This is a genomic window from Enterobacter sp. CPE_E863 (assembly GCF_046521465.1).
Classification (GTDB): domain Bacteria; phylum Pseudomonadota; class Gammaproteobacteria; order Enterobacterales; family Enterobacteriaceae; genus Enterobacter; species Enterobacter adelaidei.
The window spans coordinates 3,372,654-3,391,147 of the sequence record NZ_JBKFZX010000001.1 but is presented as its reverse complement, the minus strand read 5'-3'; the positions used below and the strand labels follow the sequence as shown (position 1 = coordinate 3,391,147).

The following is an 18,494-nucleotide window of genomic DNA, read 5'->3' as shown; positions in this document are numbered from 1 at the left end:
CAGTGCGTTTCTTCTCTGTTCATTGAAGGGTTGTCTGTACCATGCAAACAACATAAGCGGACAATGATACCACCAGTCCCGTCCAAAGTGGGTAACATTTCCAGTAGCTTACTCGTGTTTATCTGCTGATGTCAGGTTGAGGGACAAGGCAACAATACCTTCGTCCAGTTGAATATCAACATCAAATCCAAGTTTTCGCGCCAGGGTCACCATACCGCGATTGTTAGGCATAGTAATGCCATTCAGGCGTAACAATCCGTGATCTCGCGTATAACTGATGAGTTTTTCCAGCAGTCGTCTCCCCAGACCCAGGCCTTTTAGATCGGAGCGCACCAGCACGGCAAACTCCGCATCAACATTATCCGGGTCAGAAATAGCACGCGTCACGCCAAGGATCTCATCGCCTTTATCGGAACGACGGACGGCGACAAAAGCCATTTCTCGATCGTAGTCGATCTGGGTCATATTGGCTAAATCATCGTGGGTAAATTCGTTGATTTCACTAAAATAGCGATAGTAAAGATCCTCTTTCGTGACCTGAGAGATAAAGGCCCGCAGCTGAGGTTCATCTTCCGGCAGAATAGGGCGGAATAAGGCGCGTTCCCCATTCTTCATCTCTACCCACTCTTCCAGTTGCAGCGGGTAAGGACGGATCGCCAGACGGCTCTCTCTGTCGCCTTCAAAGGGCGCGATATCCAGCGTCACGTCCAGCGCCGTAAATTCATTACCGGAGGCGAGAAGGGGGTGGATATCCAGCCGCTGGATCTCGGCACAATCCACAATCAGGTTAGATACCTGCACCAGGAACTGACTTAGCCCGGCAATATCAAGTGGACGCAGCGCGCTCCGGCCGCGGATCTTTTTGCTTTTAATCGCCTGGATGATCAAATAACGCGCCAGATTCATGTTCAGCGGCGGTAACGCTACAACGGCTTGTTCTTCAGGCCGCCACTCAACGCCGCCTTCTCCCAGCATAATGAGCGGGCCAAACACGGGATCATGTTCAACCACCACCCGCAGCTCCTGAGCACCTGCGCGGTTAGCCATGCTTTGCACCAGCAACCCGTGGATCCTTGCCTGCGGCCAGGCCATTTTGACCCGATCAAAAATGGCATCTGCTGCTTGCTGAACCTCCGTTGCCGTACGCAGGTATAACATCACCCCCTGAATATCAGACTTATGTGGGATATCCGGTGAACGCAACTTAAGGGCAACCGGGTAGCCAATTTGTTCGGCAATATGCACAGCCTCAGCGCTGTCGCTGGCAATCCAGGTGGGTAGGGTTTGCATTCCGTAACTGCCGAGAATGGGCTGAACTTCATGCGTATCAAGTGACATCGCACCCTCTTCGATAGCCTGTTGTAAAAGACGGTGAACGTCGACGGTGTTCGCCGTCAAATTACCGGGCAACGCCGGGGTTTCGCGTAACTGCTTCTGGTTACGGCGATACTCGACCATATGCATAAATGCAGTGATAGTGCCTTCCGGAGTACGGTAGGTTGGCAGCCCGGCTTCACTGAACAAGCGTCGCGCCTCCTGCGAAGAAAACTCACCGCACCAGTTGGTCAGCAAAGTGACATATTTTCCACGTGGATGATTGCGCACGGTATCAATGAGTGCCCGCGCACTTCCACTACCTGGAGCGGCCGCGCTGGGGGAGTGGATAATCATCAGTGCGTCGAAATCCTGGCTATCCAGCAAAATCGAGATGGCCTTGATATAGCGATCGCTGCTGGCGTCATCGCGTAAGTCAAGCGGGTTGTCTGGCGTCACACTTGTCGGGAGAGCTTCTCTCAGACGTTGCAGTGTCTCTTCACCCAGCGTTGCCAGCTTACCGAAGCGCCGCCACAGTTCATCCAGCGCGAGTGCGGCAGGGGCGGCACCGTTACTGACAATCATTAACTTCTCACCGCGCAATGGGCGCATATGGCTTAGCGTCTCGACGGCGGAAAAAAGCTCGTGTGTATCCTGTACCCGCAGCAAACCCGCACGCTGAATGGCGGCGTCCCATGCAGGATCCATACCGGAATGCGACTGCAGAAGTCGCTGGGCTGCAGGGCTACGCCCACTTTTGATCACCAGGATCGGTTTATTGCGCGAGGCGCTTCGTGAAGCCGATACAAAACGACGGGCATCGCTGAGGTGCTCGAGGTAAAGCAGGATTGCGCTGGTTTTACTGTCGCGAGCCAGAAAATCAAGGAGCTCATCAACGTCAATATCCAGGCTGTCACCCAGGGCAATGAAGTAGGAGAATCCCATTTCACGCTGCTGAGCCCAGTCGAGGATGGTGTTCGATACCGCCGCCGATTGCGAAATAAACGCGAGTTTGCCTTTACGGATTGGTACAGGAGAGAAACTGGCATTCAGACCCTGCCAGGGGGCGAGCAGGCCAAGACTGTTCGGCCCAAGGATGCGCATTTGATAACGACTGGCGCATGCCAGCAGCTCGGGCTGTTGTTCCGGTGGAGACGAGAGAATAATGCAGGTTTTACACCCTTTTTTACCGAGTGATTCCAGCAGTTCCGGATTTCGTTTCGCATTGGTACACAGTACGGCAAGATCGGGTACGAAAGGCAGGCTCTGTACATCTGGCCAGGCAAGTACCCCCTGAACGGCCTTGTAGGCAGGCGTAACGGGCATAACAGGGCCATTAAACCCTCCGGCTAGCAGGTTGCGCATCATCAGATAGCCTGCACGATCCGGTTTCATTGAGGCGCCGATAACGGCAATGGATTTAGGACGTAATAGCGCTTCTAACCCTCTCTGGCTCATGCAGGCCTCCTGTGAATGCAAGCGACCTGAAGATTTTAAACGCTTTCTGGATCGAGTGCTGTGACACTGCCCTTATGAACGGTTTTTCCCGCCAGATAGCGCTCGCGAAAGCGGGAGAAATGGTTGCCCAGGGCGCCTGCCGCTACGGTATCGCCTGCTAAATCCAGAAGCGCAATGGCCACTTCGGCAGTGCAGTATTGCCCGTCGGCATGCGCTTCACGCAGGCGGTAGGCGGAGACCCGGGAAAGATCGACAGAAATCACCGGCAGTGCGTCAAGATAAGGACTTTTACGAAACATTTTTCGTGCTTCGGTCCAGGTGCCATCCAGCATAATAAACAGGGGCGGTTTACCGGATGGGGGAGCCGAAAGCACCTGACGATCGGCCCCTGCATAAGAGGCCGGGAAAACGACCATGGGCTGATAGTCCGGGTTTGTCACTGCGTCGAGCAGGGCCTGTGGTGGCTCCGTGCGCGACCACTGAAACGCAGTGGTATCAGGCAGAATGTCGGCAATCAGGCGACCCGTATTACTGGGTTTCATCGGCTCGGTATCGAACATCACCAGACAAAAACGACTCTCCGCTGTACTCGGGGCCAGCGTCTCGCACAGGCAAACCTTTAGTGGCAGCAGGCATCGCTGGCAACGACGGATTCGATTGCCACGGGCAAGAAAGGGACGCGTTGAGCGAGCAAGGCGTTCGGCACGTAATTGAAGGACAGCGTTATCAGTCATGGGCGAAATGCAGGAAAAACCCTATTTTCGCAGAGGCGGGAACGGGGCACAAGATGTGCCCCATGAATGTTACAGCGACTCGTTTAACCAGCTTTCAAAAGGTGCTTTTGGAACCGCACCGTTGAGCATATCGATCACTTCACCCTTTTTGAAAATCATAATGGTCGGGATGCTGCGAATACGAAAACGTGCGCTCAGTTCGGGTTCCGCTTCGGTATTGACCTTAACGAACCGCATTTTCCCGTTGCGCTCTTCTGCCACATCTTCGAAGATCGGCGCGAAGCTACGGCATGGGCCGCACCATGGCGCCCAGAAGTCGACCACTACGGGAAGATCATCCTTGAGGAGTTTGTCCAGCGTAGCACCCGTTGCGTTAATGACATCGCCATCAAACAATTCATGACCACAACGCCCGCATTTCGCACCATCTTCAATCCGATCGTCCGGAATGCGATTGAGAGCCTGACAGTTGGCACATACGGTATTCATAACTAACCTCTGATAGAGCCGTGGAACAGCGGCAAACGCCGATAATGTTTCTAATATGTTACATATTATCAATGAGCCTGTTTGAAACAACAATGCGTTTTATTCAATGAGAACAATAGTCACAGGCTTTTGTACGAAATTATGGCTATGCGCTGGCACATCGGGTAATCTGCGCGCTTCGCGCAGCGCTGGTGGAGAAAAGCATGAACGACGAAATGAAAAACAAAAGCGGCAAGGTCAAAGTGATGTATGTCCGCAGTGATGATGACTCTGATAAACGCACCCAAAATCCGCGTACCGGAAAAGGTGGCGGGCGTCCGGCGTCTTCTCGTGCAGACGGTGGCCGTCGCCCCGCCCGCGATGACAGAAATAACCGCGGTGATGACCGCAAACGTGATGACCGTAAGCGTGACGATCGCAAACGCGATGACCGCAAACGCGATGACCGTCCACGCGATGACTTCTCACGTGATAACGCCTCCCCATGGCGTACCGTTTCGCGCGCGCCTGGCGATGAGACGCCGGAAAAAGCCGATCACGGTGGTATCAGCGGTAAAAGCTTTATCGACCCGGAAGTGCTGCGCCGTCAGCGGGCTGAAGAGACTCGCGTGTATGGCGAGAACGCCTGCCAGGCGCTGTTCCAGAGCCGTCCTGAGTGCATCGTCCGCGCCTGGTTTATCCAGAGCGTGACTCCACGTTTTAAAGAAGCGCTGCGCTGGATGGCCGCGAACCGTAAAGCCTATCACGTGGTAGATGATGCCGAGCTGACCAAAGCGTCCGGTACCGAACACCACGGTGGTGTTTGCTTCCTGATCAAAAAACGTAATGGCACCACCGTTCAGCAATGGGTCAGCCAGGCAGAGGCCGATGACTGTGTTCTGGCGCTGGAAGATGTGGGCAACCCGCATAACCTGGGTGCGATGATGCGTAGCTGCGCGCACTTCGGCGTGAAAGGCGTGCTGTTGCAGGATGCTGCACTGCTGGAATCAGGTGCGGCGATCCGTACTGCAGAAGGTGGTGCTGAGCACGTTCAGCCGATCACCGGTGATAGCGTTCTGGATGCTATTGAGCAGTTCCGTAAAGCAGGCTATTCCATCGTGACGACTTCGAGCCATGCTGGTACGCCGCTGTTTAAAGCAACGCTGCCGCGTAAAATGGTGCTGGTGCTGGGTCAGGAGCGCGATGGTCTGTCTGACGCGGCGCTCTCCAGTGCAGATCTGAGCGTCTCTATCGACGGAACAGGTAATGTGGAAAGTCTGAACGTATCCGTTGCGACCGGCGTACTGCTGGCCGAGTGGTGGCGTCAGAATAAGGCATAAGCCTCTTAATGTGCCGGGTTAGACCCGGCACATTAAATACTACTCGCTTTCTGCCGGTAACACAGGCATCCAGTCAATTGGCGTTTCGCCACGTTTTTCCAGCCATTCGTTCGCCAGAACAAAATGATTACTGCCAAAGAAGCCGCGATGTGCAGACAGCGGTGACGGGTGCGGCGCTTTCAACACGTGATGACGCTGACGATCGATAATCGCCCCTTTCTTCTGCGCGTGAGAACCCCAGAGTAAAAATACCACGCCTTCACGATGCTCGTTGATCAGGCTGATGACTTTGTCAGTAAACGTTTCCCAGCCCAGACTTGCGTGTGAGTGCGCCTGACCCGCCCGTACGGTAAGCACCGTATTCAATAACAGCACGCCCTGGCGCGCCCAGCTTTCCAGGTAACCGTGAGTAGGGCGGGTAAACCCAGGCAGCGTTCCCTCAAGCTCTTTATACATGTTGAGCAGAGAAGGGGGGATAGCCACGCCCGGGCGTACAGAGAACGCCAGCCCGTGCGCCTGCCCTGGGCCATGGTAAGGATCCTGTCCGAGGATAACGACTTTGACATCGCTCAATTCGGTATAGCGAAAGGCGTTGAAAACATCTTTCTGTGGCGGATAAATCGTCTGGCCAGACTGCCGCTCCGTCGCGACGGTGCTGAGAGTATTAATAAAATAGGGCTGCTGTTTTTCTTCGGCCAGCACGTCGTGCCAGGTTAAAGGTGTCGTCATCTCGCTCTCCTGCGAATCTCAATCTGCGTCTAGCTTACCTGTTAAATACATGGGCGCAAAATCACAGGCAGAAATTGACCGTAAGTCCCTCAATTTATTTTGAAAGTATGCAGGCGAAATTGAATTGGTAAGGCGATAAAATTGATCTAAAACAATAAATTCAAACCACACTCTTTATATGGTTGGTGTTTTTGTTGATTTAAATCAATAAATCACCAGGGTGCGAATGATATATATACACACAAGAAACATTGGTTTTACCAATTGGCCTGAAGAGGCCGACATCAGTTAATGTAGCCTAAGGGAGGCAACACATGATTACAGGTATCCAGATTACTAAAGCTGCAAATGACGATCTGCTCAACTCTTTCTGGCTGCTGGACAGCGAGAAAAACGAAGCACGTTGTGTCGTCGCGAAAGCCGGTTTTGCTGAAGATGAAATTGTTCCAGTCAGCAAGCTGGGCGAAATTGAATACCGTGAAATCCCAATGGAAGTGAAACCGGAAGTACGTGTGGAAGGTGGTCAGCACCTGAACGTTAACGTGCTGCGTCGCGAAACGCTGATGGATGCGGTTGAGCACCCTGAAAAATACCCACAGCTGACCATTCGCGTGTCTGGCTATGCAGTACGCTTCAACTCTCTGACCCCAGAACAACAGCGCGACGTTATCGCTCGTACCTTTACTGAAAGCCTGTAATAGTTTCAGCCGTGGGGGCAGAATAAAAAAAGCCGGGGATTTTCCCCGGCTTTTTATTACTCTTCAGTCTTCGTTTCCTGCGCGGCAGCGCTTGGCTTACGGCGCTTACCAATGTTTTTGGTATCGCGGTGACGCTGCTTCACGCGTGGCTTCTCTTTTTCTTTCTCTTTTCTCTCAGCACGTTTCGCGAGCGCTTTCTTGGACGGTTTACCCGTCATTTTTTCACTCGGCGCACGTGTGGTCGGGCGCAGGCCATCAATAACGCGCGCTTTCAGCGGCTCGTCAACATAGCGGCCAATTTTCTGCAGCAGCAGGTAGTCATGAGCTTCGACCAGTGAGATAGCAATCCCTTTGCGGCCCGCGCGGCCGGTACGGCCAATACGGTGCAGATAGGTATCGCCGCTGCGTGGCATATCGAAGTTAATGACGTGGCTGACGTCAGGGATGTCGATCCCGCGAGCGGCAACGTCTGTGGCAACCAGCACGTTAACGCGGCCATCGGTCAGGCGCTTAATGCCTTCGGTACGTTTGATCTGTGCCATCTCGCCTTCAAGATAGCAGTTGTTGATCCCGGCGTTACGCAGCATTTCTGCCAGCTCGTGCACGCGCTCGCGCTTACGCACAAACACGATTGTGCGCAGCGCATCTTCCTGCTTCAGCAGGTGTTTGAGCAATTCGACCTTGTGCTCAAGGTTGTCCGCGCGGTAGTACCACTGGTGGATCTTCTTACGCTCACGGGTGGACGGCGTCGCTGACACTTCCACCGGATCTTCCAGCAGACGCTCTGCGAAGTCTTTAATCGCTTCCCCTTCGAGGGTGGCAGAGAACAGCATCGTCTGGTTACGCCAGCGCGTTTCACCCGCAATATGCTCAATATCCTGTGCGAAGCCCATGTCCAGCATACGGTCGGCTTCGTCGAGGATCAGCGTTTCAACCGCGCGGCAGTCGAAGTTCTCTTCTTTAATGTACTGCAGCAGGCGGCCCGTCGTCGCAACGACGATGTCCTGGTTTTCGCTGAACACTTCGGCGTGGTTCATATACGCAACGCCGCCGGTGATGGTGGCGATATCCAGATGAGTATTTGCCGCGAGTTCACGCGCGTGATCGGCCACCTGCATGGCCAGCTCGCGCGTAGGCGTCAGGATTAAAATACGCGGCGGGCCTGATTTTTTACGTGGAAAATCGAGCAGATGCTGCAACACAGGCAGCAAATAGGCTGCTGTCTTCCCCGTGCCGGTTGGCGCAGAACCGAGCACATCGCGGCCCTCAAGCGCAGGCGGAATGGCCGCTGCCTGAATGGCGGTCGGGCGTGTAAAGCCTTTGCTCTCAAGTGCATTGAGCAGGCTTTCATCGAGTTCAAGTTCGGAAAAAGTCGTTACAGTCATGTTCTACCTCTGTGTGGGGCGCTGATTATAGACGTTACGGCTGTAATCTTCATCTGTTTGTATGGATATCGCTTTTCGGTCACTTCGCTTTCCCCTATGCTACTCCAGTTTCACTTAGAAGGTTGCCCTGACATGTCTCAACTCAAAGCGCAGCTGCGCCGCGATGGTTTTACATTTAAACAATTTTTTGTTGCTCACGATCGCTGTGCTATGAAAGTCGGCACTGACGGTATTTTACTGGGAGCCTGGGCACCTGTCGCAGGTGTTAAGCGTATTCTTGATATCGGTACCGGCAGCGGGCTGGTGGCGTTGATGCTGGCGCAACGTACAGAAGAGCATGTCACGATTGATGCGGTTGAACTGGATGCGCAGGCCGCAGAGCAGGCGCGTGAAAATGCGGCCGAATCTCCCTGGGCAGAACGGATGAAAGTGGAATGCGCAGATGTGCTGGCTTGGGCGCCTGAACAAACCGCACGTTACGATCTCATCGTCAGTAACCCTCCCTACTATGAGCCCGGCGTTGAGTGCGGTTCACCGGAGCGCGAACAGGCGCGTTACACCGGCTCCCTCAACCATAAAGCGCTACTCACCAGTGCGGCAGAGCTCATCTCCGAAGAGGGTTTTTTCTGTGTCGTCCTACCTGAGAGTACGGGCAATACATTCATCGGCATCGCCCAGGAGATTGGCTGGACGCTACGTTTGCGTACCGATATTTCGGATACGGAAGGACGGCTGCCGCACCGCGTACTGCTGGCGCTATCACCAAAAGAAGGTGAATGCTTTAATGACAGAATGGTGATCCGTGGGCCAGACCAGCGTTATTCCGAAGATTACACCGCTCTGACCCAGGCATTTTATCTGTTTATGTGAACCTGCGGTGAGAGTATCGACGGGCCGGATTCAGCAAGCTGATCCGGGTAATCCAGGGTATAGTGCAGCCCGCGGCTCTCTTTACGCATCATCGCGCAGCGTACAATCAGTTCAGCGACCTGAACCAGATTGCGCAGCTCCAGCAAATTATTCGATACGCGGAAATTGGCATAATACTCATCAATTTCCTGTTGGAGCATGGTGATGCGGCGCAACGCGCGCTCAAGTCGTTTGGTCGTGCGTACAATCCCCACGTAGTCCCACATAAACAGTCGTAGCTCATGCCAGTTATGTTGGATCACCACCAACTCATCCGGGTTATCCACACGGCTTTCATCCCAGGCAGGCAGGTGCTCTGTCTCGCGGGCGTACGGCATGCGTTTCGTGATGTCTTCCGCTGCAGACCAGCCGTACACCAGGCATTCAAGCAGTGAGTTAGAGGCCATACGGTTCGCGCCGTGAAGTCCGGTATAGCTGACCTCTCCGATAGCATACAGGCCATCTACATCCGTACGTCCATGGTCGTCAACCATTACGCCACCACAGGTATAGTGGGCGGCAGGTACAATGGGCACCGGATCGCGGGTTAAATCAATGCCCAGATTCAGCAGCTTTTCGTAAATCATCGGGAAGTGCTGGCGAATGAACTCTGCGGGCTTATGGCTGATATCGAGATACATGCAGTCCACGCCAAGACGTTTCATTTCATGGTCGATGGCGCGGGCAACGATGTCACGTGGCGCGAGTTCACCTCTGGTATCAAAGTCCGGCATAAAGCGTGAGCCGTCAGGGCGTTTCAGGTAAGCACCTTCTCCGCGCAGCGCTTCCGTGAGCAGGAAGTTGCGTGCCTGAGGGTGGAACAATGCGGTCGGGTGAAACTGGTTAAATTCGAGGTTCGCCACGCGGCAACCGGCGCGCCAGGCCATGGCAATACCGTCTCCGGAGGCTATGTCCGGGTTGGTGGTGTACTGATATACCTTGGAGGCGCCGCCTGTAGCCAGTACGACAGCCTTCGCCTGACAAGTTTCAACCTTCTCTTTATTACGATTCCAGACCCAGGCACCCACGACGCGACGCGTGCCGGGCAGGCCAATTTTGTCGGAAATAATCAGGTCAACGGCATTACTCCGCTCAAGGACCCGAATATTAGGATGACTAAGAGCCTTACTGACCAGCGTAGTTTCAACTTCTTTACCCGTGGCATCCGCGGCGTGAAGGATGCGACGGTGACTATGACCGCCTTCACGAGTAAGGTGATAGCTCTCTTCGCCATTGGGCTGAACCTGGGTATCAAATAATACCCCCTGGTCGATGAGCCATTGAACGCAATGACGGGCATTACTGGCGACAAACTCTGCGGCGTGCGTATCCACGATCCCGGCACCGGCAATCAACGTATCTTCAACATGTGATGCAATGCTGTCTGTTTCGTCAAACACAGCGGCAATACCGCCCTGGGCATAAAATGTGGAACCTTCACTTATCGGCCCTTTACTCAGAACAATAACGTTCTGATGCTCGGCCAGACGCAGCGCCAGAGAGAGACCGGCAGCACCGCTGCCGATGATCAGTACATCACAATGAAGTTCAGGTGTTGTGTTCATGATTTTGTTTAATTTACTAAACAGTGTTTGGTCAGAATAGCACCTGAATGCGAGATATCGCACGTTTTTTTTAAAGTCTGTTGCAATGACTAAACTCGTAAGGTGGCGTAAACAGGAGGTAAATGAATGAAATTATTTTGCGAAGCAGATCGTTAGTGTCAGATTTTGTGGTGAAATAAAGCCAGGGTTGCGTTACTCTTCTGGCGGGAAAAAGATGTTTCTTGTCAGAAAGTGGTGCGTATCGTGAACAGACTTATAATGAGAGAAAATGAACAGTCTGCGGCGCGATGAACAAAAACAAAGGCGTTACGGAACTTATTGAAGATCAGACACTCTAATTCGGTGCTTGCTCAAAGTGCGGTATTTTAGAGTGGCGTTTCGATAACGCGTGGAATTTAGGTTTGGGGAGACATTACCTCGGATGAGCGAGCAGTTAACGGACCAGGTCCTGGTTGAACGGGTCCAGAAGGGAGATCAGAAAGCCTTTAACTTACTGGTGGTGCGCTACCAGCATAAAGTGGCGAGCCTGGTTTCCCGTTATGTACCGTCAGGTGATGTACCTGATGTGGTACAAGAGTCTTTTATCAAGGCCTATCGCGCGCTGGATTCTTTCCGGGGGGATAGTGCTTTTTATACCTGGCTGTACCGTATTGCGGTCAATACGGCAAAGAATTATCTGGTCGCTCAGGGACGTCGTCCACCTTCAAGTGATGTGGACGCAATCGACGCCGAAAACTTCGAAAGTGGCGGCGCATTGAAAGAAATTTCGAACCCTGAGAACTTAATGTTGTCAGAAGAACTGAGACAAATCGTTTTTCGCACGATCGAGTCGCTCCCGGAAGATTTACGCATGGCAATTACGTTACGGGAGCTGGATGGTCTGAGCTATGAAGAGATAGCCGCTATCATGGATTGTCCGGTCGGTACGGTACGTTCACGAATTTTCCGTGCGCGAGAAGCTATTGATAATAAAGTTCAACCGCTTATCAGGCGTTGACGATAGCGGGATACTGGAAAAGGTATTAGGCATGCAGAAAGAAAAACTTTCCGCTTTAATGGATGGTGAAACGCTGGATAGTGAGCTGCTCAACGAGCTGTCTCATTCTCCCGAAATGCAAGAGACCTGGGAGAGTTACCATCTCATCCGTGACACTCTTCGTGGTGACACCGGCGAGGTTCTCCATTTCGATATCTCAGCCCGCGTGATGGCGGCCATTGAGAATGAGCCTGTTCATCAGACCACTCCGCTGATTCCTGAAGCTCAACCAGCACCTCACCAGTGGCAGAAAATGCCGTTCTGGCAAAAGGTGCGTCCGTGGGCTAGCCAGCTCACCCAAATGGGGGTGGCTGCATGCGTATCGCTTGCAGTTATCGTTGGCGTCCAGCACTATAATACTCAGTCTGAAACTAATCAGCAGCCAGAAGCGCCAGTGTTTAACACACTGCCGATGATGGGCAAAGCCAGCCCGGTAAGTCTGGGTGTACCGGCTGATGCCTCCGCCAGCGGCGGTCAGCAACAGCAGGTTCAGGAGCAGCGCCGTCGCATTAATGCGATGTTGCAGGATTATGAGTTGCAGCGTCGTCTGCACTCTGAACAGCTTCAGTTTGAGCAGGCACAAACACAGCAAGCTGCTGTGCAGGTGCCCGGAAACCAAACTTTAGGAACGCAATCGCAGTAATGAAGCAACTTTGGTTCGCCATGTCTCTGATGGCGGGTAGCTTGTTCTTCTCTGCCAACGCCTCGGCTGATGTTTCATCCGGGGCGTTGTTGCAGCAAATGAATCAGGCTAGCCAGTCACTCAATTATGAGTTGGCATTTATCAGCATCAATAAGCAGGGTGTCGAGTCGTTACGCTATCGCCATGCCCGTCTTGATAACCAGCCGCTCGCCCAGCTTTTACAGATGGATGGCCCGCGTCGGGAAGTTGTTCAGCGTGGTAACGAAATCAGTTATTTCGAACCAGGTCTGGAGCCATTCACGCTGAATGGCGACTATATCGTTGATTCTCTGCCGTCACTTATTTACACCGACTTCAAGCGGCTCGCCCCTTACTACGATTTTATTTCGGTAGGGCGTACGCGCATTGCGGACAGGTTGTGTGAGGTGATCCGCGTTGTTGCCCGGGACGGAACACGCTACAGCTATATCGTCTGGATTGACGCAGAAACTAAACTTCCGATGCGTGTAGACCTGCTTGACCGTGACGGTGAAACGCTGGAACAGTTCCGCGTTATCTCCTTCAATGTGAACAATCAGGTTGGAAACAGCATGCAGAATCTGGCTAAAGCCAGTCTGCCGCCACTGCTTTCTGTTCCGGCGGGTGACTCTGTTAATTTCAACTGGGTGCCTTCCTGGATCCCACAAGGGTTTAGCGAAGTTTCAAGCAGCCGTCGTCAGTTGCCAACCATTGAGACTCCCGTTGAATCGCGTCTTTATTCCGATGGATTATTCAGCTTCTCGGTGAATATTAACCGCGCAACGGCAAACAGTTCTGAACAAATGCTTCGTACCGGACGTCGTACGGTCAGCACCACGGTACGCGATAACGCAGAGATCACGATTGTGGGTGAGTTACCTCCGCAGACGGCAAAACGCATTTCTGACAGCATAAAATTCAGGGCCGCACAATGATTAAAGAGTGGGCTACGGTTGTATCGTGGCAGAACGGCATTGCGCTGGTGAGCTGCGATGTCAAAGCATCATGTAATAGCTGCGCGTCCAGAGCCGGCTGCGGCAGTCGCGTGCTGAATAAGCTCGGGCCACAAACGTCGCACACGATTTCTGTGCCAAGCGAACAGCCGTTGATGGCGGGACAGAAGGTCGAGCTGGGTATTGCGGAAGGTAGCCTGCTCAGTTCGGCTATGCTGGTTTATCTCTCCCCGCTGGTAGGGTTGTTTGTGATGGGCGGCATATTCCAGATGCTGTTTGGCACCGATGCAGCCGCCATGTGCGGTGCCGCATTAGGTGGCGTGGGAGGATTCTGGTTGGCCAAAGGTTTCTCTCCGAAGCTCGCTGCCCGCGAAGAGTGGCAACCTGTCATTCTCAGCGTTGGGCTGGCGCCAGACCAGCTTCGTGTTGAAACGCTCTCTTCTGAGGCCCGGTGATCCATCGGGCTTTATCATTATTTACGTCCTAAAACAGAAAACGTCCTTTCTTCACGCTATACCTGTCTCTAAGTGCATTTCCAGGTAGCGAGGATGTAGTGTAGAATGCTGCGTTTTCGCACTGAAAAACGTCAGGCTAAGAACAGCGGCCTCCAGGAATTCGTAAGGCATAATTATTTAACTATATGAAGAACATACGTAACTTTTCGATCATTGCTCACATTGACCACGGTAAGTCGACGCTGTCTGACCGTATTATCCAGATTTGCGGTGGCCTGTCTGATCGTGAAATGGAAGCCCAGGTTCTGGACTCCATGGACCTGGAACGCGAACGCGGTATCACCATTAAAGCGCAGAGCGTCACGCTGGATTACAAAGCGGCTGATGGTGAAACCTATCAGTTAAACTTTATCGACACCCCAGGCCACGTTGACTTCTCCTATGAAGTATCACGCTCGCTGGCAGCCTGTGAAGGCGCGCTGCTGGTGGTGGATGCCGGGCAGGGCGTAGAAGCCCAGACCCTGGCAAACTGCTACACCGCGATGGAAATGGATCTCGAAGTTGTGCCGGTTCTGAATAAGATCGACCTGCCAGCCGCCGATCCTGAGCGCGTAGCGGAAGAGATTGAAGATATTGTCGGCATCGACGCGACCGATGCGGTACGCTGCTCCGCTAAAACGGGCGTGGGCGTGACCGATGTTCTGGAACGTCTGGTTCGTGATATTCCGGCTCCGGAAGGTGACCCGGATGGCCCGCTGCAGGCGCTGATCATCGACTCCTGGTTTGATAACTACCTTGGCGTTGTCTCCCTGGTGCGTATTAAAAACGGCACCATGCGTAAAGGCGACAAAATCAAGGTAATGAGTACCGGGCAAGTCTACAACGCCGATCGTCTGGGCATCTTCACGCCAAAACAGGTTGACCGTACCGAGCTGAAGTGCGGCGAGGTAGGTTGGTTGGTCTGCGCAATCAAAGACATCCTTGGCGCGCCAGTAGGCGATACCCTGACGGGGGCACGTAACCCGGCAGATAAAGCACTGCCAGGTTTTAAAAAGGTGAAACCGCAGGTTTACGCGGGTCTGTTCCCGGTTAGCTCTGACGACTACGAAAACTTCCGCGATGCACTCGGTAAGCTTAGCCTGAACGATGCCTCACTGTTCTACGAGCCAGAGAGCTCCACGGCGCTGGGCTTCGGCTTCCGCTGTGGCTTCCTCGGCCTGCTGCACATGGAGATCATTCAGGAGCGTCTGGAGCGTGAATACGATCTGGATCTGATCACCACTGCACCGACCGTAGTCTATGAAGTTGAAACCACCTCGAAAGAGGTTATCTACCTCGACAGCCCGTCCAAGCTTCCGCCGCTGAACAACATTCACGAGCTGCGCGAGCCAATCGCTGAGTGTCACATGCTGCTGCCGCAGGAGTTCCTGGGTAACGTCATTACGCTGTGTATCGAGAAGCGTGGTGTGCAGACCAACATGGTTTACCACGGTAACCAGGTGGCGCTGACCTATGAAATCCCAATGGCGGAAGTGGTACTCGACTTCTTCGACCGTCTGAAGTCAACCTCTCGTGGCTATGCGTCACTGGATTACAACTTCAAACGCTTCCAGGCCTCCAACATGGTCCGTGTGGACGTGCTGATCAACGGTGAGCGCGTGGACGCGCTGGCGCTGATCACCCACAACGACAACGCGCCATATCGTGGCCGTGAGCTGGTTGAGAAGATGAAAGACCTGATCCCGCGTCAGCAGTTTGATATCGCGATTCAGGCTGCCATCGGCAACCACATTATCGCGCGTTCCACCGTAAAACAGCTGCGTAAAAACGTTCTGGCTAAATGCTATGGCGGTGACGTCAGCCGTAAGAAAAAGCTGCTGCAGAAACAGAAAGAAGGTAAGAAGCGTATGAAGCAGGTCGGTAACGTCGAGCTGCCGCAGGAAGCATTCCTTGCCATCCTTCATGTTGGTAAAGACAGCAAATAACCCTAAGGAGTTGGCATGGCGAACATGTTTGCCCTGATCCTGGTCATTGCTACCCTGGTGACCGGTCTGTTGTGGTGTCTGGATAAGTTTATCTTCGCCCCAAAACGCCGTGAACGTCAGGCTGCCGCTCAGGCAGCCACAGGCGATCAGCTGGATGTGAAAACGCTGAAGAAAGTCGGCCCGAAACCGGGCTGGCTGGAAACAGGAGCCTCGGTATTCCCGGTGCTGGCGATTGTGCTGGTGGTACGTTCGTTTATTTACGAACCGTTCCAGATCCCGTCAGGTTCAATGATGCCAACGCTGCTGATTGGTGATTTTATTCTGGTAGAGAAGTTTGCCTACGGCATCAAAGATCCTATCTACCAGAAAACGCTGATCGAAACGGGTCATCCGAAACGTGGCGACATCGTGGTGTTCAAATATCCGGAAGATCCGCGCCTGGACTACATTAAGCGTGCGGTGGGTCTGCCGGGTGATAAGGTCACTTACGATCCGGTTGCGAAGGAAGTTACCGTTCAGCCGGGCTGCAGTTCCGGTACGGCGTGTGAGAACGCGCTGCCAATCACGTACTCAAACGTTGAGCCAAGTGATTTTGTCCAGACCTTTGCCCGTCGTAACGGCGGGGAGGCGACCAGCGGGTTCTTCCAGGTACCGAAAGGTGAAACCAAAGAGAACGGTATTCGTCTGGTTGAGCGTAAAGAGACGCTGGGTGATGTTACGCACCGTATCCTGACCGTGCCGATTGCGCAGGATCAGCTGGGTATGTATTACAAACAACCGGGTCAGCAGCTGGCAAGCTGGATTGTGCCTCCGGGACACTACTTCATGATGGGTGATAACCGCGATAATTCTGCGGACAGCCGTTACTGGGGCTTTGTACCTGAAGCGAATCTGGTGGGCAAAGCGACCGCAATCTGGATGAGTTTTGAGAAGCAGGAAGGTGAATGGCCGACCGGCGTACGCCTGAATCGTATTGGCGGAATCCATTAATTCTCATTAAATGAACGCGTAGCCGCTTTAATTAGCGGCTGCGTGAATTATTTCAGCGATAAATCTCTTCGAACTAACGACATCCCCTGTCGTTGTGTATAGAATATTCCCCCGAAGTTTAAGGTTGGCCCTGCAAGGGTGCCACGGCACACGAAACCGCGTTGGTTTTCTCAGGTCGGTTTCGTGTGCTGCATTTTTGTCGCATTCATTTATTGGTATCGCATGAACCCCATCGTAATTAATCGGCTTCAACGGAAGCTGGGCTACACTTTTCATCATCAGGAGTTGTTGCAACAGGCATTAACCCATCGCAGTGCCAGCAGCAAACATAATGAGCGCCTCGAATTTTTAGGCGACTCTATTTTAAGTTTCGTGATTGCGAATGCGCTTTATCATCGTTTCCCGCGTGTGGATGAAGGTGATATGAGCCGCATGCGTGCCACGCTGGTTCGGGGCAATACCCTTGCGGAAATCGCGCGCGAATTTGAACTGGGCGAATGTCTGCGTCTTGGGCCGGGTGAACTGAAAAGCGGCGGCTTCCGTCGTGAATCTATTCTTGCCGATACGGTCGAAGCATTAATCGGTGGCGTGTTCCTGGACAGCGATATCCAGACCGTAGAAAAACTGATCCTGAACTGGTATCAGACCCGTCTGGACGAAATCAGTCCGGGCGATAAACAAAAAGATCCGAAAACGCGTTTGCAGGAATATTTGCAGGGTCGTCATCTCCCGCTGCCATCCTATCTGGTGGTGCAGGTGCGTGGCGAAGCGCACGATCAGGAATTTACCATCCATTGCCAGGTCAGTGGCCTGAGTGAACCGGTGGTGGGCACAGGTTCTAGCCGTCGTAAGGCTGAACAGGCTGCCGCCGAACAGGCGTTGAAAATGCTGGAGCTGGAATGAGCGAAGAAAAAACCTATTGCGGATTTATTGCCATCGTCGGACGTCCGAACGTCGGCAAATCTACGCTGCTGAATAATCTGCTCGGGCAGAAGATTTCTATTACCTCACGTAAGGCGCAGACCACGCGTCATCGCATCGTGGGTATCCATACAGAAGGCGCGTATCAGGCGATTTATGTCGATACTCCGGGCCTGCACATGGAAGAGAAGCGCGCCATTAACCGCCTGATGAACAAGGCGGCGAGCAGCTCGATTGGCGACGTTGAGCTGGTCATTTTCGTTGTTGAAGGCACCCGCTGGACGCCGGACGACGAAATGGTGCTGAATAAACTGCGTGACGGTAAAACACCGGTCATCCTCGCGGTCAACAAAGTGGACAACGTACAAGAGAAGGCTGACCTGCTGCCGCATCTGCAGTGGCTCGGTAGTCAGATGAATTTCCTCGATATCGTACCGTTGTCTGCCGAGACCGGTCTGAATGTGGATACCATCGCGGGCATCGTGCGTAAGCATCTGCCGGAAGCGATCCATCACTTCCCGGAAGAGTACGTTACCGATCGCTCCCAGCGCTTTATGGCCTCTGAGATCATCCGTGAAAAGCTGATGCGCTTCCTCGGTGCTGAGCTGCCATACTCCGTGACGGTAGAAATCGAACGTTTCCAGAGCAACGAACGCGGCGGCTACGATATCAATGGCCTGATCCTCGTTGAGCGTGAAGGGCAGAAGAAGATGGTGATTGGCAACAAAGGTGCCAAGATCAAAACCATCGGCATTGAAGCCCGCAAAGACATGCAGGAGATGTTCGAAGCCCCGGTTCACCTGGAACTGTGGGTGAAAGTGAAATCTGGCTGGGCCGATGATGAGCGTGCTCTGCGCAGCCTCGGTTACGGCGAAGACCAATAACTCAAGACG

18 protein-coding genes are annotated in these 18,494 nt (G+C 53.2%); 12 read left to right on the top strand and 6 right to left on the bottom strand.

Annotation, left to right across the window (positions count from 1 at the left end):
* Positions 1–108: 108 nt before the first annotated feature.
* The 3 genes from ACLHV8_RS16680 to trxC form a co-directional block, all read right to left on the bottom strand.
* Entirely contained in the window at positions 109–2,772 is a 2,664-nt protein-coding gene (locus ACLHV8_RS16680) for a bifunctional acetate--CoA ligase family protein/GNAT family N-acetyltransferase (protein ID WP_208594768.1), read from the bottom strand.
* A 35-nt stretch (positions 2,773–2,807) separates the two neighbouring features.
* Positions 2,808–3,506: a tRNA-uridine aminocarboxypropyltransferase gene (gene tapT, locus ACLHV8_RS16675; protein WP_028016049.1), complete on the bottom strand. Its 699-nt coding sequence runs from the start codon at positions 3,504–3,506 to the stop codon at positions 2,808–2,810.
* Between the two features lie 69 nt (positions 3,507–3,575).
* The gene (gene trxC / locus ACLHV8_RS16670; protein ID WP_028016050.1) at positions 3,576–3,995 is read right to left on the bottom strand and encodes a thioredoxin TrxC; all 420 of its coding nucleotides are present in this window, start codon (positions 3,993–3,995) and stop codon (positions 3,576–3,578) included.
* Positions 3,996–4,198: 203 nt separating this feature from the next.
* Between trxC and ACLHV8_RS16665 the strand changes: the two genes are divergently transcribed.
* Positions 4,199–5,314, top strand: a complete 1,116-nt coding sequence (locus tag ACLHV8_RS16665; RefSeq protein ID WP_208594769.1) for a tRNA/rRNA methyltransferase — start codon at positions 4,199–4,201, stop codon at positions 5,312–5,314.
* Positions 5,315–5,353: 39 nt separating this feature from the next.
* On the opposite strand, the gene ung is transcribed toward ACLHV8_RS16665, so the two are convergent.
* Positions 5,354–6,043, bottom strand: a complete 690-nt coding sequence (ung, locus tag ACLHV8_RS16660; RefSeq protein ID WP_028016052.1) for a uracil-DNA glycosylase — start codon at positions 6,041–6,043, stop codon at positions 5,354–5,356.
* Positions 6,044–6,357: 314 nt separating this feature from the next.
* On the opposite strand from ung, the gene grcA reads away from it, so the two are divergent.
* Positions 6,358–6,741: an autonomous glycyl radical cofactor GrcA gene (grcA, locus tag ACLHV8_RS16655; protein ID WP_008502190.1), complete on the top strand. Its 384-nt coding sequence runs from the start codon at positions 6,358–6,360 to the stop codon at positions 6,739–6,741.
* Between the two features lie 56 nt (positions 6,742–6,797).
* Here the strand turns inward: grcA and srmB are convergent, their stop codons facing one another.
* Positions 6,798–8,126 (bottom strand): ATP-dependent RNA helicase SrmB, encoded by a 1,329-nt coding sequence (gene srmB, locus ACLHV8_RS16650; protein WP_028016053.1) that lies wholly within the window; start codon positions 8,124–8,126, stop codon positions 6,798–6,800.
* Between the two features lie 132 nt (positions 8,127–8,258).
* On the opposite strand from srmB, the gene trmN reads away from it, so the two are divergent.
* Entirely contained in the window at positions 8,259–8,996 is a 738-nt protein-coding gene (gene trmN, locus ACLHV8_RS16645) for a tRNA(1)(Val) (adenine(37)-N(6))-methyltransferase TrmN (RefSeq protein ID WP_032666641.1), read from the top strand.
* Here trmN and nadB read toward each other — a convergent pair.
* Entirely contained in the window at positions 8,981–10,600 is a 1,620-nt protein-coding gene (nadB, locus tag ACLHV8_RS16640; RefSeq protein ID WP_049005949.1) for an L-aspartate oxidase, read from the bottom strand. The two genes, trmN and nadB, sit on opposite strands and share 16 nt — an antisense overlap.
* 362 nt (positions 10,601–10,962) lie before the next feature.
* On the opposite strand from nadB, the gene rseD reads away from it, so the two are divergent.
* From rseD to era, 9 genes are all read left to right on the top strand, one after another.
* The gene (gene rseD, locus ACLHV8_RS16635; RefSeq protein WP_229255512.1) at positions 10,963–11,025 is read left to right on the top strand and encodes a rpoE leader peptide RseD; all 63 of its coding nucleotides are present in this window, start codon (positions 10,963–10,965) and stop codon (positions 11,023–11,025) included.
* A complete protein-coding gene (gene rpoE / locus ACLHV8_RS16630) occupies positions 11,022–11,597 on the top strand; it encodes an RNA polymerase sigma factor RpoE (RefSeq protein WP_006176728.1) in 576 nt (191 codons plus the stop codon). Before rseD ends, rpoE begins: the two co-directional genes overlap by 4 nt.
* Before the next feature lie 31 nt (positions 11,598–11,628).
* On the top strand, positions 11,629–12,279 hold the full coding sequence (gene rseA / locus ACLHV8_RS16625) for an anti-sigma-E factor RseA (protein WP_014832926.1): 651 nt from the start codon (positions 11,629–11,631) through the stop codon (positions 12,277–12,279).
* Positions 12,279–13,232, top strand: coding sequence for a sigma-E factor regulatory protein RseB (gene rseB, locus ACLHV8_RS16620; RefSeq protein ID WP_049005955.1), 954 nt, complete (start codon positions 12,279–12,281; stop codon positions 13,230–13,232). Before rseA ends, rseB begins: the two co-directional genes overlap by 1 nt.
* Positions 13,229–13,705 (top strand): SoxR-reducing system protein RseC, encoded by a 477-nt coding sequence (gene rseC, locus ACLHV8_RS16615; RefSeq protein WP_028016057.1) that lies wholly within the window; start codon positions 13,229–13,231, stop codon positions 13,703–13,705. Before rseB ends, rseC begins: the two co-directional genes overlap by 4 nt.
* Before the next feature lie 185 nt (positions 13,706–13,890).
* Positions 13,891–15,690, top strand: a complete 1,800-nt coding sequence (lepA, locus tag ACLHV8_RS16610; RefSeq protein WP_410376990.1) for a translation elongation factor 4 — start codon at positions 13,891–13,893, stop codon at positions 15,688–15,690.
* Positions 15,691–15,705: 15 nt separating this feature from the next.
* On the top strand, positions 15,706–16,680 hold the full coding sequence (lepB, locus tag ACLHV8_RS16605; RefSeq protein WP_128348062.1) for a signal peptidase I: 975 nt from the start codon (positions 15,706–15,708) through the stop codon (positions 16,678–16,680).
* Positions 16,681–16,902: 222 nt separating this feature from the next.
* Positions 16,903–17,583: a ribonuclease III gene (gene rnc / locus ACLHV8_RS16600; RefSeq protein ID WP_003860711.1), complete on the top strand. Its 681-nt coding sequence runs from the start codon at positions 16,903–16,905 to the stop codon at positions 17,581–17,583.
* A complete protein-coding gene (gene era, locus ACLHV8_RS16595; RefSeq protein ID WP_049005958.1) occupies positions 17,580–18,485 on the top strand; it encodes a GTPase Era in 906 nt (301 codons plus the stop codon). Before rnc ends, era begins: the two co-directional genes overlap by 4 nt.
* Positions 18,486–18,494: the final 9 nt, after the last annotated feature.